This window comes from Acetilactobacillus jinshanensis (genome assembly GCF_004359375.1).
GTDB lineage: Bacteria > Bacillota > Bacilli > Lactobacillales > Lactobacillaceae > Acetilactobacillus > Acetilactobacillus jinshanensis.
The window spans coordinates 514,492-539,610 of the sequence record NZ_CP034726.1 but is presented as its reverse complement, the minus strand read 5'-3'; the positions used below and the strand labels follow the sequence as shown (position 1 = coordinate 539,610).

Annotated in this window: 28 protein-coding genes, 1 tRNA gene and 1 pseudogene; 19 read left to right on the top strand and 11 right to left on the bottom strand. The window is 39.1% G+C overall.

From position 1 onward, the window contains the following. Positions 1 to 186: 186 nt before the first annotated feature. Positions 187 to 1,482, top strand: coding sequence for an asparagine--tRNA ligase (gene asnS, locus ELX58_RS02720; RefSeq protein ID WP_133441635.1), 1,296 nt, complete (start codon positions 187 to 189; stop codon positions 1,480 to 1,482). Between the two features lie 84 nt (positions 1,483 to 1,566). Here asnS and ELX58_RS02715 read toward each other — a convergent pair whose 3' ends face one another. The 4 genes from ELX58_RS02715 to ELX58_RS02700 form a co-directional block, all read right to left on the bottom strand. Continuing rightward, entirely contained in the window at positions 1,567 to 2,835 is a 1,269-nt protein-coding gene (locus tag ELX58_RS02715) for a RecX family transcriptional regulator (protein ID WP_133441634.1), read from the bottom strand. After that, positions 2,835 to 3,956 carry a recombinase RecA gene (gene recA, locus ELX58_RS02710; RefSeq protein ID WP_133441633.1) on the bottom strand — a complete coding sequence of 374 codons (1,122 nt, stop codon included), beginning with the start codon at positions 3,954 to 3,956 and terminating at the stop codon, positions 2,835 to 2,837. The genes ELX58_RS02715 and recA overlap by 1 nt, the downstream gene beginning before the upstream one ends. A gap of 245 nt (positions 3,957 to 4,201) precedes the next feature. Next, entirely contained in the window at positions 4,202 to 5,098 is an 897-nt protein-coding gene (locus ELX58_RS02705) for a GRP family sugar transporter (protein WP_162614605.1), read from the bottom strand. A 75-nt stretch (positions 5,099 to 5,173) separates the two neighbouring features. Continuing rightward, positions 5,174 to 6,043, bottom strand: coding sequence for a GRP family sugar transporter (locus ELX58_RS02700; protein WP_133441631.1), 870 nt, complete (start codon positions 6,041 to 6,043; stop codon positions 5,174 to 5,176). 279 nt (positions 6,044 to 6,322) lie between these two features. Between ELX58_RS02700 and ELX58_RS02695 the strand changes: the two genes are divergently transcribed. From ELX58_RS02695 to ELX58_RS02685, 3 genes are all read left to right on the top strand, one after another. Continuing rightward, complete coding sequence (locus ELX58_RS02695; RefSeq protein ID WP_133441630.1) at positions 6,323 to 7,168, top strand: SDR family oxidoreductase; 846 nt, start codon at positions 6,323 to 6,325, stop codon at positions 7,166 to 7,168. Positions 7,169 to 7,306: 138 nt separating this feature from the next. Further along, positions 7,307 to 8,335, top strand: a complete 1,029-nt coding sequence (gene add / locus ELX58_RS02690; RefSeq protein ID WP_133441629.1) for an adenosine deaminase — start codon at positions 7,307 to 7,309, stop codon at positions 8,333 to 8,335. A gap of 16 nt (positions 8,336 to 8,351) precedes the next feature. Further along, positions 8,352 to 8,921, top strand: coding sequence for a cysteine hydrolase family protein (locus ELX58_RS02685; protein WP_133441628.1), 570 nt, complete (start codon positions 8,352 to 8,354; stop codon positions 8,919 to 8,921). 72 nt (positions 8,922 to 8,993) lie between these two features. Here the strand turns inward: ELX58_RS02685 and ELX58_RS02680 are convergent, their stop codons facing one another. Continuing rightward, positions 8,994 to 9,770, bottom strand: a complete 777-nt coding sequence (locus tag ELX58_RS02680; protein ID WP_133441627.1) for a hypothetical protein — start codon at positions 9,768 to 9,770, stop codon at positions 8,994 to 8,996. A gap of 83 nt (positions 9,771 to 9,853) precedes the next feature. Here ELX58_RS02680 and ELX58_RS02675 point away from each other — a divergent pair, with 83 nt between their 5' ends. From ELX58_RS02675 to ELX58_RS02655, 5 genes and pseudogenes are all read left to right on the top strand, one after another. Further along, positions 9,854 to 10,111 carry a hypothetical protein gene (locus ELX58_RS02675; RefSeq protein ID WP_133441626.1) on the top strand — a complete coding sequence of 86 codons (258 nt, stop codon included), beginning with the start codon at positions 9,854 to 9,856 and terminating at the stop codon, positions 10,109 to 10,111. Positions 10,112 to 10,178: 67 nt separating this feature from the next. Next, on the top strand, positions 10,179 to 10,709 hold the full coding sequence (locus tag ELX58_RS02670) for a hypothetical protein (RefSeq protein WP_133441625.1): 531 nt from the start codon (positions 10,179 to 10,181) through the stop codon (positions 10,707 to 10,709). Between the two features lie 477 nt (positions 10,710 to 11,186). Then, positions 11,187 to 12,555 (top strand): annotated as a pseudogene (locus ELX58_RS02665) (Na+/H+ antiporter NhaC family protein). A gap of 29 nt (positions 12,556 to 12,584) precedes the next feature. Further along, the gene (gene tyrS / locus ELX58_RS02660; RefSeq protein ID WP_133441624.1) at positions 12,585 to 13,841 is read left to right on the top strand and encodes a tyrosine--tRNA ligase; all 1,257 of its coding nucleotides are present in this window, start codon (positions 12,585 to 12,587) and stop codon (positions 13,839 to 13,841) included. A gap of 377 nt (positions 13,842 to 14,218) precedes the next feature. Further along, positions 14,219 to 16,282 carry a BRCT domain-containing protein gene (locus ELX58_RS02655; protein WP_133441623.1) on the top strand — a complete coding sequence of 688 codons (2,064 nt, stop codon included), beginning with the start codon at positions 14,219 to 14,221 and terminating at the stop codon, positions 16,280 to 16,282. A gap of 86 nt (positions 16,283 to 16,368) precedes the next feature. Here ELX58_RS02655 and ELX58_RS02650 read toward each other — a convergent pair whose 3' ends face one another. After that, complete coding sequence (locus tag ELX58_RS02650) at positions 16,369 to 17,403, bottom strand: zinc-dependent alcohol dehydrogenase family protein (RefSeq protein ID WP_133441622.1); 1,035 nt, start codon at positions 17,401 to 17,403, stop codon at positions 16,369 to 16,371. Positions 17,404 to 17,553: 150 nt separating this feature from the next. Here ELX58_RS02650 and ELX58_RS02645 point away from each other — a divergent pair, with 150 nt between their 5' ends. Then, on the top strand, positions 17,554 to 18,252 hold the full coding sequence (locus ELX58_RS02645) for a hypothetical protein (RefSeq protein ID WP_133441621.1): 699 nt from the start codon (positions 17,554 to 17,556) through the stop codon (positions 18,250 to 18,252). 60 nt (positions 18,253 to 18,312) lie between these two features. Here the strand turns inward: ELX58_RS02645 and ELX58_RS02640 are convergent, their stop codons facing one another. From ELX58_RS02640 to ELX58_RS02625, 4 genes are all read right to left on the bottom strand, one after another. Then, positions 18,313 to 18,714: a hypothetical protein gene (locus ELX58_RS02640; protein ID WP_133441620.1), complete on the bottom strand. Its 402-nt coding sequence runs from the start codon at positions 18,712 to 18,714 to the stop codon at positions 18,313 to 18,315. A 144-nt stretch (positions 18,715 to 18,858) separates the two neighbouring features. Continuing rightward, positions 18,859 to 19,281: an acyl-CoA thioesterase gene (locus ELX58_RS02635; protein WP_236747698.1), complete on the bottom strand. Its 423-nt coding sequence runs from the start codon at positions 19,279 to 19,281 to the stop codon at positions 18,859 to 18,861. Positions 19,282 to 19,308: 27 nt separating this feature from the next. Next, complete coding sequence (locus ELX58_RS02630; protein ID WP_162614604.1) at positions 19,309 to 19,725, bottom strand: ImmA/IrrE family metallo-endopeptidase; 417 nt, start codon at positions 19,723 to 19,725, stop codon at positions 19,309 to 19,311. Beyond that, a complete protein-coding gene (locus tag ELX58_RS02625; protein ID WP_162614603.1) occupies positions 19,715 to 20,080 on the bottom strand; it encodes a helix-turn-helix domain-containing protein in 366 nt (121 codons plus the stop codon). The genes ELX58_RS02630 and ELX58_RS02625 overlap by 11 nt, the downstream gene beginning before the upstream one ends. A 258-nt stretch (positions 20,081 to 20,338) precedes the next feature. Here ELX58_RS02625 and ELX58_RS07820 point away from each other — a divergent pair, with 258 nt between their 5' ends. The 5 genes from ELX58_RS07820 to ELX58_RS02605 all read left to right on the top strand — a co-directional run bounded on the left by ELX58_RS07820 (position 20,339) and on the right by ELX58_RS02605 (position 22,627). Continuing rightward, on the top strand, positions 20,339 to 20,500 hold the full coding sequence (locus ELX58_RS07820) for a hypothetical protein (RefSeq protein WP_162614602.1): 162 nt from the start codon (positions 20,339 to 20,341) through the stop codon (positions 20,498 to 20,500). Next, positions 20,500 to 20,694, top strand: coding sequence for a hypothetical protein (locus tag ELX58_RS02620; protein ID WP_133441617.1), 195 nt, complete (start codon positions 20,500 to 20,502; stop codon positions 20,692 to 20,694). Before ELX58_RS07820 ends, ELX58_RS02620 begins: the two co-directional genes overlap by 1 nt. Before the next feature lie 166 nt (positions 20,695 to 20,860). Further along, complete coding sequence (locus tag ELX58_RS02615; RefSeq protein ID WP_133441616.1) at positions 20,861 to 21,226, top strand: hypothetical protein; 366 nt, start codon at positions 20,861 to 20,863, stop codon at positions 21,224 to 21,226. Between the two features lie 2 nt (positions 21,227 to 21,228). Beyond that, positions 21,229 to 21,660 carry a MarR family winged helix-turn-helix transcriptional regulator gene (locus tag ELX58_RS02610; protein WP_133441615.1) on the top strand — a complete coding sequence of 144 codons (432 nt, stop codon included), beginning with the start codon at positions 21,229 to 21,231 and terminating at the stop codon, positions 21,658 to 21,660. Between the two features lie 94 nt (positions 21,661 to 21,754). Then, positions 21,755 to 22,627 (top strand): GRP family sugar transporter, encoded by an 873-nt coding sequence (locus tag ELX58_RS02605; RefSeq protein ID WP_133441614.1) that lies wholly within the window; start codon positions 21,755 to 21,757, stop codon positions 22,625 to 22,627. Between the two features lie 65 nt (positions 22,628 to 22,692). Here the strand turns inward: ELX58_RS02605 and ELX58_RS02600 are convergent. After that, positions 22,693 to 22,767, bottom strand: a tRNA-Val gene (locus tag ELX58_RS02600). Positions 22,768 to 22,838: 71 nt separating this feature from the next. Here ELX58_RS02600 and ELX58_RS02595 point away from each other — a divergent pair. The 4 genes from ELX58_RS02595 (at position 22,839) to murI (ending at position 25,118) form a co-directional block, all read left to right on the top strand. Beyond that, complete coding sequence (locus ELX58_RS02595; RefSeq protein ID WP_133441613.1) at positions 22,839 to 23,369, top strand: hypothetical protein; 531 nt, start codon at positions 22,839 to 22,841, stop codon at positions 23,367 to 23,369. Next, positions 23,359 to 23,721, top strand: a complete 363-nt coding sequence (locus tag ELX58_RS02590) for a hypothetical protein (RefSeq protein WP_133441612.1) — start codon at positions 23,359 to 23,361, stop codon at positions 23,719 to 23,721. The genes ELX58_RS02595 and ELX58_RS02590 overlap by 11 nt, the downstream gene beginning before the upstream one ends. A 12-nt stretch (positions 23,722 to 23,733) precedes the next feature. Next, positions 23,734 to 24,180, top strand: a complete 447-nt coding sequence (locus ELX58_RS02585; RefSeq protein ID WP_133441611.1) for a GAF domain-containing protein — start codon at positions 23,734 to 23,736, stop codon at positions 24,178 to 24,180. Between the two features lie 152 nt (positions 24,181 to 24,332). Next, positions 24,333 to 25,118: a glutamate racemase gene (gene murI / locus ELX58_RS02580; protein WP_133441610.1), complete on the top strand. Its 786-nt coding sequence runs from the start codon at positions 24,333 to 24,335 to the stop codon at positions 25,116 to 25,118. Position 25,119: the final 1 nt, after the last annotated feature.

Below are 25,119 nucleotides of genomic sequence, written 5' to 3'. Positions count from 1 at the left end.
CTGTGTAAACACCAGAATACTTTCTTAAATCAATGAATGGATCTGCACAGACGGCATCAATCGGCTGTGTAGATGTTATTTTTCAATAGTGACAACACTAAAGTGAAATCCTCACAGCTGAGAATCAATTAGTTGTGAGGATTTTTTAATAGATAATATTTGATACTTTAGAGGAGCGAATTCATTATGGAACGAATTTGTATTGCTGATTCCAAGGAACACGTTGGCGAAGAAGTTAAAATTGGTTGTTGGTTAACTAACAAACGTGGCTCAGGTAAGATTGCGTTCTTACAGTTACGTGACGGGACCGCATTTTTCCAGGGAATCGTTAAGAAAAACAAGGTCGATCCGAAGATCTTTGATTTAGCCGAACACCTGCGACAGGAATCAAGTTTCTGGGTTATCGGGACTATCGATGCCGATAAACGATCACCATTTGGTTACGAAATCCAGGTTGAAGACATCAAGATGATCGACAAATCTCATGACTACCCAATTTCTCATGAAAAGTACAACATTAACTACTTATTAGACCATCGTCATTTATGGATCCGTCATAAAGAACCTTGGGCTATTTTACGAATTCGTGATGAAGCTAAACGTGCTACCTACCGCTTCTTCCATAAGCACGGTTTCGTTCAGTTCGATGCACCAATCTTTACCGCCAACGCACCAGAAAACACGACCGACTTATTCCATTGTGAATACTTTGGTGAAGATGCTTACTTATCACAAAGTGGTCAGCTTTATGAAGAAGCTGGTGCCGCAGCTTTTGGTAAGGTTTATTCATTTGGACCAACGTTCCGTGAAAGTAAATCCAAGACCCGTCGCCACTTATCCGAATTTTGGATGATCGAACCTGAAATGGCATTTTGTCACCAGGACGAAAGCTTAAAGGTTCAGGAAGATTATATCGCCTACATGATTAAGAGTATCCTTGATCATTGTCAGTATGAACTGAAGTTATTAGGCCGGCCGTTAGATGACTTAAAGGCTTGTACCAAGACGCCATACCCACGCATTAGTTATGATGATGCCATTAAGTTATTCCATAAGAACGGCTTACACATCAAGTGGGGTGAACCATTTGGTTCTCCTGAAGAAACTTGCATCGGTGAAAACTTCAAGAAGCCGTGCTTCGTATGTAACTATCCAAAGAGTGCTAAGCCATTCTACATGAAACCGGATCCGGACGATGATCGAAAGGTAATCTGTGCCGACTGTATCGCTCCACAGGGTTACGGTGAAATTATTGGTGGTTCTGAACGTTCAACTAATTACGACTACCTATTAAAGAAGATTAAGGAAAGTGGCCAGGATCCTAAGATGTACGACTGGTACTTAGACTTACGTAAGTACGGTAGTGTTCCGCATTCTGGCTTTGGCTTAGGCTTAGAACGTTTCTTAGCCTGGATCACTCACCAGAACCACATTCGTCAGTGTATTCCATTCCCAAGATTAATGAACCGGTTAAACCCATAAGTTAATTCTTAATCATAGATAAGTACCTAAAAAAGGCGATGATCTTTATAATTAAAAGATCATCGCCTTTTTGCTTGTCAGTAATTACTTATTCTGCTGATATTCTTCCATTGCCTGATCAATCGTGTCAAAATCAAAGCCTTTCCGATAGAGGAACCGTTTGATTTTCATGTTAATCTGGTAACGATTATTGGGAGTCAATTTGCGACCATAGCGACGAAAAGCTTGTCGAGTGTATTTATTCAACAGTAATTTTTGCATCGAGTGATCCGGTTGAAAATGACATTCATTGACGGCTTGACTCGCAATTTCAAAATTGAAACCTTTCCGAACTAACGCCGTTTTAATTTTACGAAGCCGTTTAGCAAAGGGTGTATGCGTCTGCATCTTAAATTTATCCTTTGCCATGTGTTTAGCTACCGATAATTGTTTATCAACTGGGTAAACCTTTGCCATGACGTCCTGAATCGTTAAATCACTGACACCTTTTGATCGAAGAAATCGACTGATAGCGAGTGGACCTTTACTGCCACTAATAATTTCTTCTCGAATGTATTCCTTTGAATACTGGGAATCATCAATCAAGTGGTAGTTCTTAAGCATTTTGATGACTTTATCAGCATCGGTCGGTGAGGCATCATACTTTTGGTGTAACCATTTCTGGATCTCATGTTCAGTTCTTAAGTGATGAACAATTCTAGCGGAAGCTCGGGTGAACATCTTTGAAACGTCAGATGATTCGCTGATCTTTTTTTCAAGAGATCTTGAAATCGACATCCCAATTCGAAGGTGATATTTCGTCAGTTCGTTAATTCCAGCTGGAAATGCATAGCGACCGTTAACGTAAACGTTAAACCGGTTTTTACGACGTTGCGCTTTAATTAAAGTAATCACACGCTTGGATCGGGATGGAGTCTGCTCAACCGGGCCTAAAACCTTAAGTAAATTCTGTTTAGCCTTATTCATAGCTGAATTAGACTTAGCTTTCGGATTGGGCCGTGATTTTTGCTGCTGTTTAATTCCCGCCAAGACTTTTTGCATGTTCTGCTTAGCCGTAGCCATTGAATTGAGCTTGGGCTTTGACCCCTGCTGTCGACAAGACTGGTAAGCAGTCCCCAAGACGCTTTCTTCCATATCAGTCAATAAACGAAGGGTATGTTGATAGGTGGATAACGAAAGGGCGTCACTTCCGTGCTGAAGTGCCGTCCATTGTTTCAAATTCAATTTAGCAACGTATTTAACCCAGGTCTTACTTAAGGTTCCCTGGTCACGTTGCTTTGCCTGCCGATCATACCAACGAATATTCATTTTAATCAGATGGGCTAAATGTTTCCGGTCTGATATGATCTTCATTATTTATCAGCTTTCTTGCCGTGTAATAAATTTTCCTGCTTAGGGGATTTAGCTTTCTTATCTGAACTAGCTTTTTTATCTTTATCGGTTTTATCCTTATCATTAGAATCGTCAGGATCAGCTTTCATCCCATAAGCCGTACGGACTTCGTTATAAAGTTTCTTGCATGCATCTGGATGATCATGTAACCATTTCTTGGCGTTTTCACGACCCTGACCAATTCGTTTGCCATCATAAGAGTACCAGGCACCAGCTTTATCAATGATGTCTTTGTCAGCACCCATGTCAATTAGTTCACCTAATTGACTGATACCTCCACCGAACATGATGTCAACGGTGCAACGCTTGAACGGCGGGGCAATCTTGTTCTTGGTAATTTTGACTTTACCTTGGCAACCAATTACATCGGTGCCTTTCTTGATCTTCTTACCACGACGAATTTCTAAACGAACTGACGAGTAGAACTTCAGGGCACGACCACCAGGGGTGGTTTCAGGGTTACCAAACATCACACCAACCTTTTCACGAAGTTGGTTAATGAAGATCATGGCGGTATTGGTACGGCTTAATTCACCTGAGAAAGAACGTAAGGCTTGTGACATCATACGGGCCTGTAAACCAACGTGACTGTCACCCATTTCACCTTCGATTTCCTGACGGGGTACTAAAGCCGCAACGGAATCAACGACGATTAGATCAACGGCACTACTTTTAACCAGGGCATTAGCAATTTGTAAACCTTGTTCACCGGTATCCGGTTGAGATAGAAGCAAATCGTTAATATTAACACCCAATGCCTTAGCATAGTCAGGATCCAGAGCATTTTCGGCATCGATATAAGCAACGACACCACCATGTTTCTGCACTTGAGCAGTAGCTTCTAAAGCTAGGGTAGTTTTACCAGCTGATTCAGGGCCGTAAATTTCAGTGATTCGGCCCATCGGGTAGCCACCACCTAAGGCGTTATCAATTGCTAAACTGCCGGATGAAAATGTTGGGACCGTTAACGGACGGTCTGACATTCGCATAATGGAACCTTTCCCGAACTCTTTGGTAATCTGTTTCAAGGCCCCATCTAAAGCGTTTTTACGCATTTTGGCTTGATCTTGTTTCTTTGCCATATTAAGTCTCCTTTAAATTAATGATCGGAGTTATCAATAATTTCAATTTATTTTCTCTTTAATTAATCGTTATGATTAGTAACGCTAATCTTATGATAACTCTTGTTAATAAAAATTAACAGTCTAATGGTGAAAGAACTGCAACAATATATATTACGTAAAAAGACGCAAAACAGTTGAAAAATAAACAAAAAAGCGTGATGATTTTTAAACCATCACGCCAAAATATTTATCTAATTAATAAACTACTTTAATTGAGCAATCACGGTAGCGGCACCTAATATCAGTACTAAACCAATCAGGATAAAGGCCATTTCCTTATAGGTCTTATGTTCATGAAGAATGAAGATTCCACCAAGAGTGGAGACCAGAACGTTCATTTGAGTTAATGGAAATGCGGTAGCCGGACCTAACTTACTTAATGCGTATAAATAGCAAAGGATACCAATCCCACCAAGTAAACCGACGATCATGTTCTTGAACGATACTTTAGCGGTTAAAACGTTGAAGTGGGCTTTATGCTGGATAAAGGCAGCCATGACAGCAGCACCTAAGCACATCCCGATATTCTGACCTAGGCAAAGAACGATGGTCTGACTAAAGGTGTGTGCATCACTAATCTTCGGGAAGATCGAGCAGGCGGTATAACCAAAGGAACCAACGATTAGCATTGTTAAGCCGCCTTTATAATCTAGTTTCTTGTTACTCGAAGCGTTCTGCTTATAACTGGTCAAACAAATCCCGATGATCAGAACGGCGATACTGATAAAACCGTATAACTTGGCGTGAGGCATGTACCATTCGCCCCAGAAGATGACCCCCAATAACGGGATCTCGATGACTTGTAAACCGGTTGAAATCGGCATTGCGATTGAAACGCTTAATTGTTTGAATGAGGTGAATTGCATCAGTTGGGCAACGGCCCATAAGATCCCACCTAGCAGTGGCCAGAAGAGTAATTTAAAGGTGATCGCAGGCATGCCAAAAATCATACCGTAGACCAAATATAAAACGACACCGATCACGAACTGACCGTAACAGGTCCCGGTGACCTGCTGGATTGGCTTACCACCGACTAGGGTAGCTAACAACGGACCAGCACCCCAGAGCAGGGCTGGTAAAATCGCAATAAATATATCCAAAAGAATCATCCCTTAACATTAATTTGTTAATAAAAAAATCCGCTAACTAAATTAGCGAACCGTTAATAACTTATACTATAGACGTGCAATCACAGTTGCGGCACCGATGATTAAAATTAATCCAGCGATAATGAATGACATTTCCTTGTGGTCCTTGTGTTCTTTAAGAATAAAGACACCACCTAAAGTAGAAACGACAACGTTCATCTGGGTTAACGGGAATGCGGTAGCTGGACCCAAGTGACTTAACGAAAATAGGTAACAGTAAGTACCAAGTCCACCCAATAAACCGACGCAAGCGTTCTTAAACGATACCTTAGCCGTTAAAATATTATTATGACTTTTGGCTTGGTAGTAGGTTGCCATTAAGACACCACCCAAGAACATCCCTAAGGTTTGCGGCATTAAATTCGTTAAGCCGCTAGCGTTGGTAATCTTTGGAAAGACTGAACAGGCAGTATAGCCAAAGGAACCGACGATTAGATTCATCAGGCCGCCTTTGTAGTCCATATGCTTTTCGGTACTGGACGAATGATCGTTGATACTGGTCATGTTGATCCCAGTAATCAAAACCAAAATGGCCAAGAAACCAGCTAATTTTTCAGCTGGCGTTCCCCAGTCGCCCCAGAAAATAACTCCGGCAAGCGGAATTTCAATCAACTGCAAACCAGTGGAAATTGGCATAGCAATTGAAACGTTCAACTGTTTAAATGAAGTGAATTGCATCAATTGAGCAATGGCCCATAATAAGCCACCTAAAAATGGCCATAAAAATTGATAAAACGTGATTGACGGTCTAAAAATCAAAAATAAGATTAGACCAATAATTATTTGACCGTAACAAGTTCCGGTAACCTGTTGAATCGGTTTACCACCGACCAACGTTGCTAAGATTGGTCCTGAGCCCCATAACAGAGCGGGCAGAATCGCGATTAAAATATTCATTTACCAAATATCTCCTTTAACATTTGATTATAATAGCACAATTTGTAAACGGTTACATATTAAATTTCAAAATTATTTACTAATTAAACTAATTGTGGTATATACCTTAAGTCCTGTATAATTAAAGTTGCGCAAGGCAATGCGCATCATGCGGTAACGTCGGCGAGTGGAAATCGTCGGCGTTATTTTTAGCCTGAAGTTAAATCTGCCGTTGGTATTTAGAATGAATTAAATTATAATCAATTTAGTTAAAGAATTAATTAAACGGAGGGGATCGTTATGAATAAAACTTGGCTTGTTACCGGATGCCATACCGGTTTTGGTAAATGTTTAGCTACTTTATTAGCTCAGAAAAAGAACGTTAATTTAGTTGCTACGGCCCGTAAACCGAAGACGCAGTTGGATTATCTAGATCAGTACAATCATGGTCAGATCTTAAAGGTTCAATTAGATGTAACCGACAATAATCAGATCGAAAGTTCCGTTAAGGTGGCTAAAGCTAAATTCGGTCGAATCGACGTTTTAGTCAACAACGCTGGCTATGGAATCGTCGGAACCTACGAAGAAACACCAATTGTTGCCGCTCAAAAGATGTTTGATGCCGATGTCTGGGGATTAACCAAGATGACGCGAGAAGTCTTACCGATCATGCGAAAACAAAAACAAGGCGTCATCGTGGACTTCTCATCCATGTCAGGTTTTAACCCATTTTTGGACGTTGCATATTACACCGGTGCTAAGTATGCCGTTGAAGGAATGAACCAGGTCCTAGCCCGTGAAGTTAAGCCATCCGGAATTAAAGTGATGCTAGTTGAGCCAAGTGCGTTCCGCACTCATTTTTCAACAACGGCTCATCCGGAATTATCTCACATCAAGAATTACCAGTTCTTAAATCCGCAGATGAAATTCATGGCTAAGCGAGCCGGTGACGAAAAGGGTGATCCTAACAAAGCCGCTAAGATTATCTATGATTTGGTTAATAATCATCCTGATAAGTTACCGTTGCAATTACCGCTTGGTTCCCGTTCGGTTAACGGCACCATTGAGCATCTTGAAGATGAACTAAGTCGTTTCAAGAAGTTAAAGAAATTGGCTAGCTCAGCTGATTATTCTGATAATAAGTAAAAATTTAATAAAATTATTTAAAAATCCAACTCTTATGTTAACTTATCTCACATATGAGCTGGATTTTTATTTATAAAGGGGCTACCATAAAAATCGTTGATGCTTTTACGAATTTATTATAGCAAGAAGGAAATATTTATGTCAGAAAAGATTACACGTAAATTTGTCGATGGTTTACCAAAGGCCGAATTACATGTTCATATTGAGGGCACGTTAGAACCCGATTTGGAATTTAAACTAGCTAAACGTAACGGAATTGATCTAGGTGTTAGCAGTCCTGATCAAATCAACCGAAGTTACAAATACGGTTTGGCAGCATTTTTAAAATCCTATTATGCGGGGATGCAAACATTGATTACCGAACAGGATTTCTATGACTTAACCTGGGCATACTTAAAGAAAATGGCTAAGAGTAGCGTTAAACATGTCGAACTATTCTTCGATCCACAGGCGCACACCAGTCGAGGAATTTCCTTCTCAACCGTTATTAACGGAATCCATCAAGCAGCAGTTGACGCTAGAGCATTAGGTGTTGATGCTCAATTAATCATGTGTTTCCTTCGTGACTTTTCTAAAGAATCGGCTCGTAAAACATTGATTCAAGCCAAGCCTTATCATGAAAAAGGCTGGATCCTAGGCTTAGGTCTAGATTCTGATGAACATCACAACCCGCCGTTAAAGTTCATGATGTTATTCGCCAAGGCCAAAACCGAAGGATATCATTTAACAATGCATTGTGACCCTGACCAGGTGGATACTTTAAAGCACATTAAACAGGCTCTAGAAATCATCGAGGTCGAACGGATTGACCACGGTGTTAACATCGTTGCCGATCCTGACTTAATGGACTTTGCCATTCAAAAGCAGCTTGGCTTTACGATTTGTCCAATCTCAAATCTATATATTTATCACGACATGAAAGCTAAGCCAACGTTAGAACTCTTAAAGAAGGGTGCCTTAGTTAGCTTTAATTCAGATGATCCTGGTTACATGGGTAGTAACTACATTGATGACAACTACTATAAATTCGCTGAAAAATATCATCTAAGCCGCGAAGATCTGGTTAAGATTGCTAAGAATTCATTCTTATCATCATGGATCAGTAATACGGCTAAAAAGTTCTATCTAAAACAGATTGACGATTACATTAAGTTAACTAATAAGTAACGTAAGGAGCTATATCATGAGTGATATCTACAACAGTCATCAAGCTTTACTGATTATTGATTATACGAATGACTTCGTTGCCGATAAGGGTTCGTTAACCTGTGGTAAGCCCGCTCAGAAACTAGAACCTAGCATTATTAAACTTGCTAATCAATTCTATCAGAATGGCGACTGGGTGATCTTACCAACTGATGTTCACATCAAAGGCAACCCGTACCATCCGGAAACGAAACTGTTTCCAACCCATAACGTTAGAGGAACCTGGGGTCGTCAGTTATATGGAAAACTAAATGATTGGTACCAAAGTCATAAAAAGAGTCCTAAGGTCTTTCAGATGGATAAAACTCGCTATAGTTCATTCGTTGGGACTAATCTTGATTTAATGCTCCGTGAACGCCATGTTGATACTCTTCACCTAGTGGGTGTTTGTACCGACATTTGTGTTCTGCATACGGCAATCGGTGCTTATAACCGAAACTATAATCTAGTCATTCACAAGAGCGGTGTTGCAACTCTGAGTAAGACTGCTCAAGACTGGGCATTGAATCATTTCAAGAATTGCTTAGGTGCCAAAATCGTTAAATAATTGGGATTAAACCAAATTAAAAATCATGGTAAATGTTAATTAGCATTTATCATGATTTTCTTTTAGTTGATTTTAAAAGTTAAAGGCAGAATCAAAATCTTGATCAATTTCCTGGTTCATTTCTTTTACCCAATTATTAGATTCATTGAACCAGTTATTCGAATTCTGAATCTCATCCTGGATCTGCCGATTCAATTGAGTCATTTCGTCGTGGCTAATCTGATCCGGTGATGCGGAATACTTACCGTTGACGTCACTGTATTCATTTGATTTAGATTGACGACCATTGCTCCAGGAATTAGCGTCTTTCACACCGTACTTAGTCAGCTTGCCGTTGACTTCATTGATAAAACTAACCACGGATTTACTGGTACTGTATTCAGACGGCGACGTGACCGATGGTAGGTTAACCGTAGTTAATTGCTGACTTTGGAGATGATGAGCTAAATTAATCTGGTGTTTTTCGTTTGATCCCTGAAATGCTAATTTCAGCATTCCACGTTCGTTATTCTCAATTGCTTTAATTAGTTGAGCTTTATCATTATTAAGACGTTTAATAAGGTTTGCGTTCCGGCGATGTCGATGGGCACGATTAATCCGTCGAGCTAGTTTAGTCAGATTCTTCTGGTGATTGATTAAATGACGTTTGATTTGGTTAAGTTTACGAACGTTGCGAGCGTGAACATGGTTAGTTCGTTTAACGTTATCTAAATGACGAGCCATCCTCGTAACTTTATTATTAGGGTGGGAACGATTTGAATTAACGGTTGATGCGCTGGCACTTGTTGCACCAAGACTCAGCATCAGTAACGTACTAGCACAGATACACAATGATTTCTTAAATGACATAATATCTTGCTCCTTCTTGGACGGATATCCATTCTTCGAGTATATTATATAATGGAAATAAAATATCGAAAGTGGGTTGAAACATGGAAAAATTTGATATCGATAGACAGCATTTTAACTTAAAAGACGTTAAATACATGCGTTATCTAGATTATAAATTAAATAATACACCAGCATTGATGAAAAGATATCCTGGGGTCAGATTCCCACGGTTAGTGGAATACATCGTTAGTCATCAGGACTATGGGCGAGCTCTGTTTAAGGACGAAGCCATGGCGAAGGGTCGAAAAATCTACAAGATCCTCTGGACCGAAGGACTTTTCCACTCCTGCCAAGCATAAATAAGTCAAATGATCTAAAATTAGTTTAGATGAAACCATCGAATGTCATCGATAGAAAGGGAATTTGATGTCTAAACAATTGTCATTAAACCTTAGTTCTAAAAAGAAAACACCGACCGTTGATGAAATTATCCTAAATTCTGAACATCACATGATTGATCATCCGTGTGATGTTACCAAGATCGTGATTGATTGTTTCCTTAGTGATTACTGCTTCGGGATTGACCAGGAAGTCGGCGACGCCCAGATATATGATCCGCAGGATATTCAAGAAATGAGTGCCGCTTTAGTGCGAATCATGAGCTACAACCGGTTACTAAACACGACTCATCAGTTAGCTAACAAGTACTATAATAAGCAAGCTTCTTTAAAGGAAACGGAAGACGCCATTATCGGAACTTTAGATGGTAAGGTAATTCGTTACATCCCGTTCGGATCTAAGCTTCATAAAGACTTCAAGAAACTATTAAGAAAGACCGGCTACGGCGTTGAAGGCTTAATCAGCGGAATGGAAGATAATCTATTTGGTTACTTCTATTGCGAGCCCAAAGAGAATAATATCGTTAAACGTTTAATGACGGGCACTAGTAAGAAATAGTAGTAATATTTAGAAACAATCTTGAATATTATTTAAAATTAATTTCTGTTCACTTGCCAATCATTAAGATCGGTGGTACATTACTAAGTGTCAAACAAAATTCATAAGTAATCGTGAAATTCATTTCTAGTAGAGAAGCGGCTTGAACGTCAGAGAACCGGTGGTTTGCTGTGAACCGGGCAGGGTCGCTGCTCAAAATACGGTGAGTGTTGATGTTCGGAAATCATAGAACCGTTATCATCTATTTGAGTGAGTAGTTACCTGCTAATCTGGGTGGTACCGCGGTTATTAATAACTGATCGTCCCAATTATTTGAAAGAATAATTGAGGCGATTTTTTGTTATCTTAAAAGAGGTGCTTTGGAATGAAAGTAAAATATTAAACCGCCACTGTGGCGGAAATCCTCGTTATCAAAACGTTAATTAATGAATTCAATGATTTAACGTTCAATTTTCGATAAGCGAGGTATTAATTATTATGGATAAAGAAAATTCAAAACCGCAAATTCACTTTGGTGAAGGTTTATTAATTCTGTTAATGGTTCTAGTTATTATCGGTGTTAGTGTAATTGGCTTTAAATTACCACCAGAAGTACCGATTATGGCCGGAATCATGATGATCATTTTATGGACGAAGCTTCGCGGCTTCAGCTGGGATGACATCGACGAAGGTTTCATTATTGGGATTAAGAACGGGATTGTCCCATTACTGATCTTCATTCTGATTGGCTCTTTAATCGGGACTTGGATCGCTGCCGGTGTGATCCCAAGTTTGATGGTCTTTGGGTTCCATTTGATCAGCATTCGTTGGTTCTTACCATCGGTCTTCATCGTTACCGCAATCGTTGGTTCTGCCATTGGTAGTGCCTTTACCGTAATTTCAACCTTAGGTGTTGCCTTCATGGGGATGGGCTTAACGATGCACATCGATCCAGCCATGGTTGCCGGTGCCGTATTATGTGGTGCCATTTTTGGTGATAAGTCTTCACCGTTATCAGCAACCGATAACTTATCAGCTGCCGTCGTTGGTGCTGATTTAATTGATCACATCATTGATTTGTACGTTCATTATCTTCTGCTTCATCGGTGGCGGTAACACCAACGCTAGTTTACACAGTGTTCGAACAACGATCGCCATCTTAGAACAGAATTTCAACGTTACCTGGTGGGCAATCGTACCGATCGCTTTACTGTTCATCTGTGCCTGGGTAAGAATTCCAACCGTTTCGACGTTATTTATTAACGTTACCGTTTCGAGCATTATGATCTTTATTAAACATCCCGGTTTCAAGTTAGCTAACATCAACAACATCATTATCAACGGTTTCAAATCCACGACCGGTCACAAAGCTGTTGATTCATTACTTAGCCGTGGTGGCATCATGAACATGATGAGCACCGCTTCGTTAGTCATCATTGCTTTGGCCTTAGGTGGATTATTAATGCACCTAGGTATTATCAAGGCCGTTATGACTCCGTTAGTTAGTCACTTACACAGTACCGGTGCTTTAATTACTGCCGTTATTCTATCCTGTATCGGTGTTAACGTCTTTATCGGTGAACAGTACTCATCCGTCATCTTACCAGCAGCCGCATTTAACGAACCGTTCAAGAAAGCTGGCTTAGCACCAGTTGCCTTAAGTCGTGCTCTAGAAGATGGTGGTACCGTAATTAACTACTTAGTACCATGGGGCGTTGCCGGAGCATTCGTTGCCAACGCCTTGAACGTACCTGTATTAGACTACATGCCATTCGTCTTCTTTAGTCTGTTATCACCAATCTTCTCCATCTTAAGTGGAGTAACCGGGATTGGGATTAAACATGCTAAGCCGAATCAGAATAAATAATGAACTGAATTAAATAAGGAGAAATGATTATGGATATTATTGATGATTTAAAATGGCGTGGCGCCATTAATCAAGAAACTGATGAAAAAGGCCTAAAGAAATTATTAGCTCATCATAAGATCAGCGTTTACGCTGGAATCGATCCAACTGGTGACAGTATGCACGTTGGTCATTTAATTCCGTTTATGATCCTGAAGCGTTTCCAGAAAGCTGGTTTCCATCCGGTAATTTTAATCGGTGGAATGACCGGTGCGATTGGTGATCCAAGTGGCAAAAAAGCTGAACGAACCTTACAGACTCAGGCCCAGGTTAAGCACAATGAAAAGTGCTTAACTAAACAGGCTAAGCAGTTATTCGATAAAGACGGTGGCGTTACCATCGTTAACAACTACGACTGGTTATCCAAGTTAAACTTAGAAACTTTCCTTCGTAAGTTCGGTAAGTTATTCAACGTCAACGACATGATCCATAAGGAAATCATCAAGAGTCGTTTAGCTGCCGGAATTTCATTCACTGAATTCACTTACCAGATCTTACAGTCAATCGATTTCTTACATTTATATAAGACTCATGACGTTCACCTAGAAGTTGGCGGTTCCGATCAATGGGGTAACATTACTGACGGAATTAAATTAATCCGTAAGATCGAAGGACCAAAGGCTCAGGCATACGGCTTAACCATCCCGTTAATGTTAAAGTCTGATGGTACTAAGTTCGGTAAAACCGCTGGTGGTGCCGTCTGGTTAGACCCAAAGAAGACCAGTCCTTACGAATTCTACCAGTTCTGGTTCAACACGGCTGATGCTGACGTCATCAAGTACTTGAAGTACTTCACGTTCTTAAGCCATGATGAAATCACTAAGTTAGCAAAGATCACCAAGAAGACGCCTTGGAAACGGGTTGCTCAGCGTAAGTTAGCTGAAGAAGTCACTAAATTCGTTCACGGTGAAAAGGGCTTGAAGCAGGCTCAGAAGATCACCGATGCTTTCTTCCATGGCAACATCAAGAGTTTGACCGATGAAGAAGCTCAAATGGCTTTCCATGGAATGCCAAGTGTTGACATTTCATCCAAACCAGAAGGTATCATTGACTGGTTAGTCGACGCTAAGATTGAGCCATCTAAGCGTCAGGCTCGTCAGGATGTTAAGAGTGGTGCCGTTCATATCAACGGTGATAAAGTTCAGGACATGAGCGCTACTGTTGATCCAGCTAGTGCTTTTCATGGGAAATTCGTTGTCGTTCGTAAAGGTAAGAAGCATTACTGGTTAGCTAAAGTAACTAAGTAATTATAAATTTAAAATAATTTAAAGAGAGTTCGTTATAGAATAACGGACTCTTTTTTGTTTGGCCAAAATAAAAAGGCTAGTATTTAGCCAGTCTTTCTCTTGTGATATTGATGAAAATATGATTTGAGGAGAACACTAATTCCGATCAACCAGGTTATGGTCATAAATAAAATTGCAATTATTTCACGGATGAGCATCGTCATCACTTCTTAACATAATCACAATCAATTAGTCCCATCATTTTTAATGTTAATTATTCGAATTTTCTTAAGCCTGTTGATATTTTGGGTCAAGTCCTTTGGATTTTACAGTGGTAATAACTAACTTAATTTCTGTTAAAATAGACTTAGTTAGATCAAGTTCGGAAGAGGGATACGATGAGCAAAACAATGACTCCCAAAACTAAACAAGCAATTCAGACGTTAATCAAGCACTTACATCAAGCTGACGTAGCGTACTACAATAGTAAGCCGATCATGTCCGATGGTCAGTTTGATAACATGTACTTCGAATTAAAACAATACAAGCAAGAATTCCCTGATGATAAGGCCATTAATCATTACTTTTCAACCATCCCATATAATACGGATAACACGTTTAAACACGTTCATCATCCATACTTTATTGGGTCGTTAGATAAGACTCGAACCAAAGATGCCGTTGCTAAGTTTCTGGATAAGTGGAACCGTAAGAAGGGCGACCTCTGGTACACTGATTCGTTCTTAGTTCAACGAAAAGAAGACGGTTTGTCAATTGTCCTGTACTTTAACGATCCACGAATGAAGAAGCCGTTCGTGGCCTTAACCCGTGGTGGAGGCCACGTTGGTGAAGATATTACTAACGAACTATATCATTTTAATCGGATGGATATCGCTAAGATTCGGCAAAGAATCGGTAAACGTCATTTAGTCGTTCGTGGTGAAGCTTTAATTGATGATAAAGATTTTAACCGCATCAACAAGCATCATGAATGGGCTAACTCACGTAACCTTGCTTCCGGATCAATCATGAATAAGGATCCACGGGTTGCCGGTAAGCGTGGGATCTTCTTATCGGTATACACCTTGATCAACCGTGATGAATGGACCGATAAATACCCAACTGAATTGGAACAGTTAAAGTTTTTAAAGTCTCTGGGCTTCTACATTATCAAAGACGTTCATCAATTCCCGAATACTCCTGAGGGTCATCGTCAGATTATTCGTTTCATGTTCACGTTTCCAAATTGGAAGCGAAAGGCCGTTGGTCATCCAATCGACGGGATGGTCATCAAGCCAAACTATACAGTTAATTTAAGTAAAATCGGTTTTAATCCGCACGGTCCACGTTATAGTGTCAGCTGGAAATTCCCACCAAAGTCAGCAATCGGCATTTTACAAAAGGTTCGCTGGCAGGAAAGTGCTAATGGCAAATTAACGCCGGTTGGGATTTTAAAGCACCCCGTTCATATCCTCGGTTCCGAAATCAGTAAAGCTTCGTTAGCATCAATGCCTGATATCAAACGCCGTGGGATCATGCTATATGATCACGTTACGGTTCGACGGATGAACGATGTCATTCCTAAGATGATTAAACCAATCAAAGCCTTCCGAACCGGCAAAGAAGTTCCCATTTCTAAGACGATCCCTAAAGGAGCCATTCGAAAAGGTGCTTATCTATATCTACCCATTAACAAGCATTCCAAGACCGTGATGATTCACCGCTGGAAACGGTTTGTTTCAAAGCCGTGCTTAAATATCATGGGCTTATCGTATAAGATCATCGCTAAGTTAATTGATGAACATCTGATTGACCCGCATGATTTCAGCAGTCTCTGGCGAATTGATAAGAAGAAATTTATGAGCATCAAAGGCTTTGGCACTAAACGATGGGATACATTACAAGACGAATTACGCAAAGCCCAGTCTCGTCCATTAGCTCGAGTTCTAATGGGGTTACCATTAAATAACGCAGGTTTAGCTTTACTAAAGCCAATCGCTAAACGGATTAAGAATTTTAAACCCATTTTGAGTGATCCAAAGCGTTTACAAGCTATGCACCATAAATTAATCGTTGAGATCCCACAGCTAAAGGGCTTTGGTCAATCATCAGTTCCCGTAATTGATGATTTGTTCTCACCTGATATGATTAAACAGCTGCAAAACTTAACGCCATATCTGGATATGATTGACGATCAAAAATCTTCCTCAGCTAAGGCAAAGCCAAAGTCAGCTCAGAAATTAGCTGGAATGAAGTTCGTAATTACCGGTACATTAAGCAAACCACGTAAGCACTTCACCACGTTAATTAAACAAAACGGTGGCAAGATGCAGAGTGACGTCAATGGTAAGACTGCTTATTTGATTACTAACCATAAGAGTAATTCTAGAAAGTATCGGGCTGCGGTTGCTAAACACGTTAAGATCATTAATGAAAATCAGTTTGAAAAATTATTGCATTAGATAATAACTAAGACAGATAAAAAATCTCACAATCATTTTCAAATGAATAATTGTGAGATTTTTAGTTTATTAATTGATAATTAATTTTACTTATCTGCGACTTTTAAAACGCAGGCACCTTTAAGGTCACCTTTAGATACTCGCTTCAAAGCCTGATCAGCTTTGTCCAGTGGATAAGTGGTAACATGTGGCTGAATTCCTAAACGATCAGCTAAGGTCAAGAACGTTTCACCATCGTGACGGGTGTTACTTTCAACACTAGTTAACGTCTTTTCGTGGAAGATATGGTCTTCATAACTCATCTGAGGGATGTCGGTCATATGAATTCCGGCCAATGCTAGAGTTCCACCAGAACGAAGACTCTTTAAAGCGTTCGGTACACAATCACCAACGGGTGCGTAAATGATTGATGAATCCAATGGAACTGGTGATACGTCATAGGTATTGTTTACTGAGCTGCAACCTAATTTCTTAGCGTATCGGCCAGCATCACCACCACGAGTAAAGACGTGGACTTGAATCCCTTGAGCTAAGGCAATTTGGGCAGTAATATGGGCAGATCCACCAAAGCCGTAGAGACCTAATTTACCACCGGCGGGGACATTAGCTCGTTCATAAGCTCGGTAACCGATAATCCCGGCACATAATAACGGTGCTGCTTCAACGGATTTAAAGCGTTTCGGGATGTGGTAGGCATATCCTTCAGGGACGGTAGCATATTGAGCGTAACCACCATCATGATCCCAACCAGTGTACTTAGAGTTTGGACACAGATTTTCGTGACCTGAACGGCAGTATTCGCAGACGCCGCAGGTCCAACGAAGCCACGGAATTCCAATCCGGTCACCAATCTTGAATCGGTGAGCGTTTTTCCCGTTTTTAACGACGATGCCCACGATTTCATGACCTGGTGTTAATAGCTTCTTATGAACCGGAAGATCACCTTCGGTTACGTGAAGATCGGTGTGGCAAACACCACAAGCCAATACTTTAACTAAGGTTTCACCGGGTTTCGGTTGTGGAACTGGTTTAGTAACGTATTTTAACGGGAATGGCTTCTTATTAACTGAGCCTTGCTTTACAACTTCCCATGCTTTCATTGTCTTTGGAATGGCTGGCATATAAAGAACCTCGATTCTGATAGATAAAGCGCTTTCAACGTTTCTTCAGTTATTATTCTAACCGATATCTAAATAAAATAAACAATGATTGGCTTGTTACCGATAAATCAAGTAAAATCAAAATGAATAACGATTAACGGAGTGTTAACTATGGAATTAATTAGCCAGGGCCAAGCCCAGGTTAATCTACAACACGTTCTTAATGATCGTCGGTTAAGCTGGCGAGCAAAGGGCATTTACGCATACTTAATTCAATTAGGTAATCATACCCATATTGATTTAATTGAATTATCTACACATTCAAAAGATGGTTTGAGTAAATTTAAAACGGGCCTTAAAGAATTAAGTGATGATCATTATCTAGTAATTAATAATAAATTATTAATTATAAACGAATTAGGTAAGAGTCATCATGAATTAACTAATCCCAAAGTAGGGCAAATCATTAAAGCTCATGACGATCAAATAACCCACAAAACACTTCAGAATCAGTGGCTAATCATCTGGCATCGTGAAGACGCGCAAGTCACTAGGGCCTTAGTTAAATTAGCATCATATCTTAATACCGCAATGGTGATGTACGGAATTCAGTACTCAAAGCAACATTGTCACAGTTATCGAGAATCATTGCCATACTTAAACCGTTTAGTAATGAAGTGGAAACGACATCATCTAACGTCAATTGATAAAGCGCAACGTTGGATGAACCAGCAGAAGTTAAATTCGAAGCCTTGGAATTCAGAAATTCAGAGCCGAATCTTTGGCTCACGACAACGAACAACGATTAATAACACCCCGTTAAGAAAAGGGATTCCGAACGTATTTAAAAAGCACAAGCATGACAAGTAAAACAAAATCGGTACATAAAATAATTTTACGTACCGATTTTTTAATAATTTAATTTAATAATTATCGAATTAACATCTTGGTTGCCTTAAGGATATTCCCGATACAATCAAAGAAGGATTTTTCACGAACTAACGAGATTAAAAGTAACGAACCACCGGTCAAACTAGCTTGAATTTTAAGGGGCTTTAAATCTTCATTGATGTGAGCAAGGGTGTAGTGATGAGGATTAGGCGCAATGGTAAACATAATATAAGATGTTTTGTGAGGTGGAATTCCAAACCCTGCAGAAAAGATTGGCTTACCGTCTAAACGAATGCGGACGGTATTAATCTTCATCCCGCCAAGTCGAGTCGCGCCATCAAAAGTAAGGGCTAATCGACTTGGATCAGTATTAATTAATCCTCGTAACTTGCCTTTTTGAAAGCCGGCTTGCAATTTTTGTAACGTTGCTTTATCAAACATCTATTTAACCTTCCTTATCGATTTACGAAACGATGTAATATAGCTACGCAATAATCATAGATCAAATTAACGGATTGCCTTATTCTAGGTCGTTTTCGATACATTTGAATCCCTAACAAAAAGACAAACCCACTAATTATAAAGCTAATTATTCTGCTGACCACGTTTTTCTTCAGCCTTTAACTGACGATAGAAGTCAGGAAGCTGCTTTTCCATGTTAATGATTCGACCGTTAGTCATAAAGCAATGGGAACTTTTAGCTCTGCAAACGATCTGCCCTTTAACCGTCATTACATAGCCAACGATAAGTTTAAATCGATTGACTTTAAGAATTCGAACCCGAATTTTGATGAGATCAGGATAAGTGGTCGTCTTACGGTACTCACAGCTAATTTTAACGACGGGTGAAATAATACCGTTATCTTCAAATTTTGAATAGGGGAAGTTAATCTGAGCTAAATAATCATTCCGAGCTTCTTCCATAAAACGAACGTAATTGGTGTTATTAGTAATTCCCATCTTATCGGTTTCGTAATATTGAACTTTATGAATATACGGCTTAATCATTATCGATTCCTTATCTAATTCAAGATTTTAATGCGTTAAGCATTCCTTGGTGATCCGTTGAACCTTTGCCAAAAATTTAGGAGCAATGTGTAATTGCTCCATAATGGGCTGAACACTATTCAGATTATACTCTTCGCATTCATCTAAATAAAATTTAATCAATAGGTGTAAGGCGACGTCGTTAGCGGTGCCTTCAGAAGAAAAGCGGTTATCCATCGATTTAGAATGAAAGATTCGGTCATCCGATTCTAAAAGAACGTGGCCTAATTCATGAGCAATTTTAAAGGGTAACTGTGATTCAGGACAGTTCGTGTTAATAATAATAAATTTTTGTTTAATAAATGCCAGTGATCGCATTCCACTTGGCATCTTTAAAAATTTAATTATGATATGATGCCTTTTAGCAAATGCCACCAGGTCATTGATCACATCATCAATTATCATCGTTGCCACCATCTAGCATCCGTTTAACAAAAATCTTTTCTTCCTTACTAATTGGTCGACCACCAAAAGTGAGGTAATCATCATTATCAATTGCTTGCTTGAGATCGATAACCCGCTGTTTCCGAGTATCGTAACCTAAAATTTTACACATGTTAGTGTAACTAATCTTTAAGCCGTCGGCCATTTTCTTTAAAGTTGACGGTTTAGGGTTTGAATTTGCTTTATGATTTATTAATTTAGATAAATAGGCGGCTGATACACCGACTTTTTTAGCTGCTTTTCGTAACGATAAATGACTGTTAAAAATCGCGTCATGAACGTACTTTGCTAAATTCGTTTCGTTTACGTTTACCAAAATATCAATTCCTTCTCATTAACTACCGCTATTATAGCACCGTTAACAAAATATCAAAAGGTGTTAATTTATCGTTGCATTTTTGTTAACGAGGGACTAATATAAAAATTGCTAATTGAGATAGGCAAATTGAATATTCAAAGCAATGACTAGCTAGTTCACGTATCTCTACATTAATACCAGGGACGGATTCACGTCCTTGAAGATTACTACGTTAACAAACTTAAACGTAGCATTATCATGAAAGGGTCTTGCCTTATGAAACGAATTAACTTAATCGATGTTATGCGAGAAAACGATAGTTTAAAAAAGCAATTAATGATGAAAACGAGTTTAATTAATTATTTAACGCAACAGGTTAATACCGAAGATAAATTATTAGCTAAAATGGTGGCCAAACTTTCGGGAGGTCTTGAATAATGTTCTCTGTAGTTTTCTGGTTAGTTCTTATTATTGTAGTTTTAAAATTAAATGCTTCCGATTATAATCGGACAACCCGATATTTAATAAACGCGATCTTTTATTTACCAAAAGAAGTCTGTGAAAATATTAAGCACATTTCAAATAACTTTAAGCGTGACTATGGCCAAAGACGAGGCAACCAAATCAATTGAAGAAATGGAATAGAAGTAAAATATAACGATCATCAACCGTTGCTTAAAAAGCAACGGCATTTTTTGTCAGCGTCTTAAAATGACATATGTTATAATTAAATTGCGTAACAGGCAAGCAAACGACACCTCTTGAGGTGCCTTATTTTTGCTATAAAGGAGCTTTTTAATGAAACCTAACAAGAAAACAGTTAAAAAGATGCTTCATAAACCCGCTATTAACCCTAAAGTTCAAGCGAATATCAAACATTTCGATTTAGGCGCTAATCTCCGTTCTCATCAATATAAAGCATTAAAGAGTGATCGTTATGACGCTTTGTCTTTGTTAAAGGAATTAGTTAATGAATCTAATTACGACTGGCGTGTTTCAACAAGCCAGAGTCATTTAATCAAAATTCTAAAAACTAACCAAAATTCCTTAAACTTTGACTTACTGTCATTAGATCGACTTGGCTTAATTCATATTGATATTACTCAATTAGCATCGGGACACGATAATTTCAACTGTGAAATCATTCCTCATAAGGTCTTTTAAAAATGTTACGAATTAAAGATCGTTATAAATTGATCTCATTACTTTTAAAAATCGCGAATTCGATTAACCGAAACCGGAATTCACATCTCCGTAAAGTTGGTTTAACTTCACGTCAAGCAGACGTTTTGTTTTACACCAATAAGTACCCAAACAGTACTATGACGGACCTAGCCATTTTCATGGGCTGTGCTCATCAGACCATTCAGGAAGTCGTTAAGAAAATGGTTAAAAAGGGTTTATTAGAAATGAAACGCTCAAAACGTGATGGACGTTGCCAAATTATTAAACTGACCAAATCCGGTAAAACCTATTTATCAGCTTACCGAAAGAAAGGCTTAATTACGGGGACTGAACTCTTAAAAGGAATGAGTAATCAATCCCAGAGAATTCTTTTAAAGCTCTTAATTCAGGGCTTTAATAACCTTGATAACTAAGATTTTATTTATTTCTTAATCAGGTAATATACTTCATAACAGTGTAATATTGGACCTATTCGAACCCAATTAAACACCAAGGAGTGATTGACAAATGAATATTTTAATTGCGTTGTTACCAGCGTTCTTCTGGGGCTGTACACCACTATGGACGCATATATGTAGCGGTAAACCAATTCAACAGTTAGTTGGAACCACTTATGGTGCTTTAGTCGTTGGGATTTTGATCTATTTAATCAAACAGCCGCTGATGACACCATCAATTTTCTGGTGGAGTTTCTTAGGTGGTGTGGGCTGGTCATTAGGTCAATTAGCCCAATACCGAGCATTCATTAATTTAGGTGTTGCCACCACATCCCCAATTACCGCGGGAATTCAACTACTTGGCGTTAATTTTATTGGTGTTGCATTCTTTGGTAGTTGGAAAAGTGCAATCGCTAAGACCATTGGTGGAATTGCGATTGTCCTAATTATCCTTGGAGTCTTTCTAACGACCCGCACCGGTAAAAAACACCAATCCATTAAAAATAAAAAGAAGTTCATCAAGTATGTTCTGGAACTAATTATTGGAACGGGAATTGGTTACACTGCTTGTTCCACGTTGCCAAGAATCCCAGATGCTTCGGGCTGGTCAACGTTTCCTGGCCAAACGGTTGGTATGATTATCAGTGCTGTATTGATCGCTTTAATCTTTTACCCACGTTCCCATGCTGTTTTGAGTAAAGCAACGTTTACTAACGTTTTAACTGGATTTAACTCTGGCTTTGGAACGTTATCGTACTTGATTTCAATGATCTTAAACGGTGTCTCAACTGGATTTACGTTATCTCAGATGACAACTGTCGTTGCGACATTCATCGGGTTAGTGGTTCTCCGTGAGCACAAGAGTGGTAAATCGCTTGCATACACCTTATCAGGTGTTGCGTTAGTTGTTCTCGGTGGTGTTATGACCGGATTTATTCATTAATCAAAATAACGAGATAAGAAAAAGACTTATCATAAAAAATGATAAGTCTTTTTTACTAACTGTTATGGCGGATGTGGGATTCGAACCCACGACCCCTTGCGTGTGATGCAAGTGCTCTGGACCAACTGAGCTAATCCTCCATCGATTTGACAAATTAATTATAACATAAGATATTAAGGACAGAAGATACTTTACTTTAAAGGAGACTACAATGCTAAATCTCGAGAATTTAACGGATGACATGAAGAAACAACCTTACGGATTGAACGTAAGGTTATTACCTCTAGACGCATATCATTACGTCGTTACGTTAGTCAATTTTGCTCATCTTCAGGTTAGCGACACTAAGGCTTTAGGCTTTAGCATCAATTTACACTTTACTGTTGATGATCACAATGATATTCATTTTAACGATGACGGTAATTTACTAAAAGTCGCTGTTGAATCCGTTAAAATCATCTATAATTTACAGCTCAAACAAACCAAGCTTCAAAAAATTAACGTGATCCCAATTTACAGTGGCGGGCTAGTTCGATACATGAATAATCCTCACAGTATGTTCAGCTATTTAAAGCCGATTAATAAACGGGGAACCATCGTTCAGCATTTCAAAACGCACGGTTACCCGAATTTAAAGAAAGCGATTGCTGAATATGCCGTCATGGCTTTAAGCATCATTCATTACGCAGAAGTGGTAATCAAGAATAAAGCCTTAGAAAGTGGTAATCACCATGAGAATTAGCAGAAAACAATTAAAACGAATGGCCAAGAAGCCCAAAATTCGACCTCGAATCGTCAACAGTTTAACGAATTTTGATGAAAACATTAACGACGACCAGAACGCTAAATTAACGGAAAAGACCCAGACTTCGGATACATTGGGTTTGCTTAACTTTTTAATTAAACATATGGATGACCAAGATCATTTTAAAGTTTCTAAAGCAGCAGTTGTTAAACAGTTCATGTTTAACAAGCCATCATTAAACTTTAATTTTGCCGCATTACACCAACTAAAGTTAGTTGATGTAGACTGGAAGATTTTTAAAACGACTCCAGACGTTCAGGGCACCATTAATAAAACGACCGTTTTTTAAAAGGTGATTATTATGGATTCAATTTTAATTTCTCAAGCCAACGCATTAACGACCAGCGTTGACAACGTCGTCACTAATTTAGCTAACGTTGCGGCGTTATTAATGCAAACTAACGATAAAGTAAGCTGGGCAGGGTTTTATAAGTACCGTCCCAAGACTAACGATCTTTTATTAGGACCATACCAGGGCAAATTAGCTTGCAACATCATTCCGAATGGAAAAGGTGTTTGTGGAACCGCTGCTCAGACTAAAAAACCACAATTAGTAAAGGACGTTAGCCAGTTTCCTGGTCACATTGCTTGTGATAGCGCTAGCCAATCTGAAATTGTGGTTCCGTTATTGAAAGCTGATCAAGTTCTCGGTGTTCTCGATCTTGATTCTAACCAACTAAATGCATTCACCGCACAGGATCAAAAGATTCTTGAAAAAATCGCGAACGTTTTAGTAAAGAATTGTTAAACAACTAAATTGATTATGTTTACCGGCCGTTCACTAATAAAACGGCTTTTCTTTTCATTTAATTACATTCGTTATTTAACTATAATAAGGAATTGAACCAAATAATGGTTATTTCTAAGTTATCGAATTTACTTTACTAAGGAAGTAATTATATGAATAAGAATCAAGAACCAATCGGTGTTATGGATTCAGGTGTTGGTGGTACTAGTACGCTTAAGACATTAGCTAAGATGCTACCTCACGAAGACTTTGTCTTTTATGGTGACTCTAAGAACGCACCGTACGGTGAACGCAGCAAGCAAGCTGTCGTTCACTTGACCAACAATGTCTTTAACGATTTAACTAAGCATCATCACATTAAGGCGTTTGTAATTGCCTGTAATACAGCAACTAGTTCAGCTAAGAGTGAATTAGTTAAAATGCATCCCAATTTACCGATCTTTGGGATTGAACCCGCTTTAAAGCAAGCTGTTGACAATGGTGGTCAGAACATTGCCGTAATGGCAACGCCGTTGACAATGAGTTTACCAAAGTACAATCGTCAGTTAGATAAGTATCAGTCATCCCACCGGATCTTCTCAGTTCCTTGTCCTGGTTTAGCCGGTTTAATCGAAGGTGGCTCCAAGAACTTACCCCAGATTAAAGCACTCGTTCATAAGTTACTGGACCCACTTAAAAAATATCATATTGATTCGGTCGTTCTAGGCTGTACCCATTACCCGTACATCCGCTCAATCATCAGTCATGAATTTAATGATCAACCCGCGATTTACACCGGATATGATGGCTTAGCTCGCTACGTTGGTTACCAGTTAAAGGCTAAAGGCTTAGCTGCGCCAAAAGATCAGAAGCAGATCATTAAATTTACCAGTAGCAATAATACTCCGCAGCAGATTAAGTTCTACTCGGACATGTACCATGGCAAAATTTTGAAGTGAT

Excerpts from the sequence above, each read along its gene's own strand:
- ELX58_RS02670 (WP_133441625.1), top strand. The coding sequence starts at position 10,179 with ATGTCTAAACAATTGTCATTAAACCTTAGTTCTAAAAAGAAAACACCG.
- ELX58_RS02645 (WP_133441621.1), top strand. The coding sequence starts at position 17,554 with ATGGAATTAATTAGCCAGGGCCAAGCCCAGGTTAATCTACAACACGTT.
- ELX58_RS02655 (WP_133441623.1), top strand. The coding sequence starts at position 14,219 with ATGAGCAAAACAATGACTCCCAAAACTAAACAAGCAATTCAGACGTTA.
- ELX58_RS07820 (WP_162614602.1), top strand. The coding sequence starts at position 20,339 with ATGAAACGAATTAACTTAATCGATGTTATGCGAGAAAACGATAGTTTA.
- ELX58_RS02680 (WP_133441627.1), bottom strand. The coding sequence starts at position 9,770 with ATGTCATTTAAGAAATCATTGTGTATCTGTGCTAGTACGTTACTGATG.
- ELX58_RS02640 (WP_133441620.1), bottom strand. The coding sequence starts at position 18,714 with ATGTTTGATAAAGCAACGTTACAAAAATTGCAAGCCGGCTTTCAAAAA.
- ELX58_RS02630 (WP_162614604.1), bottom strand. The coding sequence starts at position 19,725 with ATGATAATTGATGATGTGATCAATGACCTGGTGGCATTTGCTAAAAGG.
- ELX58_RS02590 (WP_133441612.1), top strand. The coding sequence starts at position 23,359 with ATGAGAATTAGCAGAAAACAATTAAAACGAATGGCCAAGAAGCCCAAA.
- ELX58_RS02715 (WP_133441634.1), bottom strand. The coding sequence starts at position 2,835 with ATGAAGATCATATCAGACCGGAAACATTTAGCCCATCTGATTAAAATG.
- ELX58_RS02595 (WP_133441613.1), top strand. The coding sequence starts at position 22,839 with ATGCTAAATCTCGAGAATTTAACGGATGACATGAAGAAACAACCTTAC.
- ELX58_RS02650 (WP_133441622.1), bottom strand. The coding sequence starts at position 17,403 with ATGCCAGCCATTCCAAAGACAATGAAAGCATGGGAAGTTGTAAAGCAA.
- recA (WP_133441633.1), bottom strand. The coding sequence starts at position 3,956 with ATGGCAAAGAAACAAGATCAAGCCAAAATGCGTAAAAACGCTTTAGAT.
- ELX58_RS02610 (WP_133441615.1), top strand. The coding sequence starts at position 21,229 with ATGTTACGAATTAAAGATCGTTATAAATTGATCTCATTACTTTTAAAA.
- ELX58_RS02585 (WP_133441611.1), top strand. The coding sequence starts at position 23,734 with ATGGATTCAATTTTAATTTCTCAAGCCAACGCATTAACGACCAGCGTT.
- ELX58_RS02695 (WP_133441630.1), top strand. The coding sequence starts at position 6,323 with ATGAATAAAACTTGGCTTGTTACCGGATGCCATACCGGTTTTGGTAAA.
- ELX58_RS02605 (WP_133441614.1), top strand. The coding sequence starts at position 21,755 with ATGAATATTTTAATTGCGTTGTTACCAGCGTTCTTCTGGGGCTGTACA.
- ELX58_RS02615 (WP_133441616.1), top strand. The coding sequence starts at position 20,861 with ATGAAACCTAACAAGAAAACAGTTAAAAAGATGCTTCATAAACCCGCT.
- tyrS (WP_133441624.1), top strand. The coding sequence starts at position 12,585 with ATGGATATTATTGATGATTTAAAATGGCGTGGCGCCATTAATCAAGAA.
- ELX58_RS02675 (WP_133441626.1), top strand. The coding sequence starts at position 9,854 with ATGGAAAAATTTGATATCGATAGACAGCATTTTAACTTAAAAGACGTT.
- asnS (WP_133441635.1), top strand. The coding sequence starts at position 187 with ATGGAACGAATTTGTATTGCTGATTCCAAGGAACACGTTGGCGAAGAA.
- ELX58_RS02635 (WP_236747698.1), bottom strand. The coding sequence starts at position 19,281 with ATGATTAAGCCGTATATTCATAAAGTTCAATATTACGAAACCGATAAG.
- ELX58_RS02685 (WP_133441628.1), top strand. The coding sequence starts at position 8,352 with ATGAGTGATATCTACAACAGTCATCAAGCTTTACTGATTATTGATTAT.
- ELX58_RS02620 (WP_133441617.1), top strand. The coding sequence starts at position 20,500 with ATGTTCTCTGTAGTTTTCTGGTTAGTTCTTATTATTGTAGTTTTAAAA.
- murI (WP_133441610.1), top strand. The coding sequence starts at position 24,333 with ATGAATAAGAATCAAGAACCAATCGGTGTTATGGATTCAGGTGTTGGT.
- add (WP_133441629.1), top strand. The coding sequence starts at position 7,307 with ATGTCAGAAAAGATTACACGTAAATTTGTCGATGGTTTACCAAAGGCC.
- ELX58_RS02700 (WP_133441631.1), bottom strand. The coding sequence starts at position 6,043 with ATGAATATTTTAATCGCGATTCTGCCCGCTCTGTTATGGGGCTCAGGA.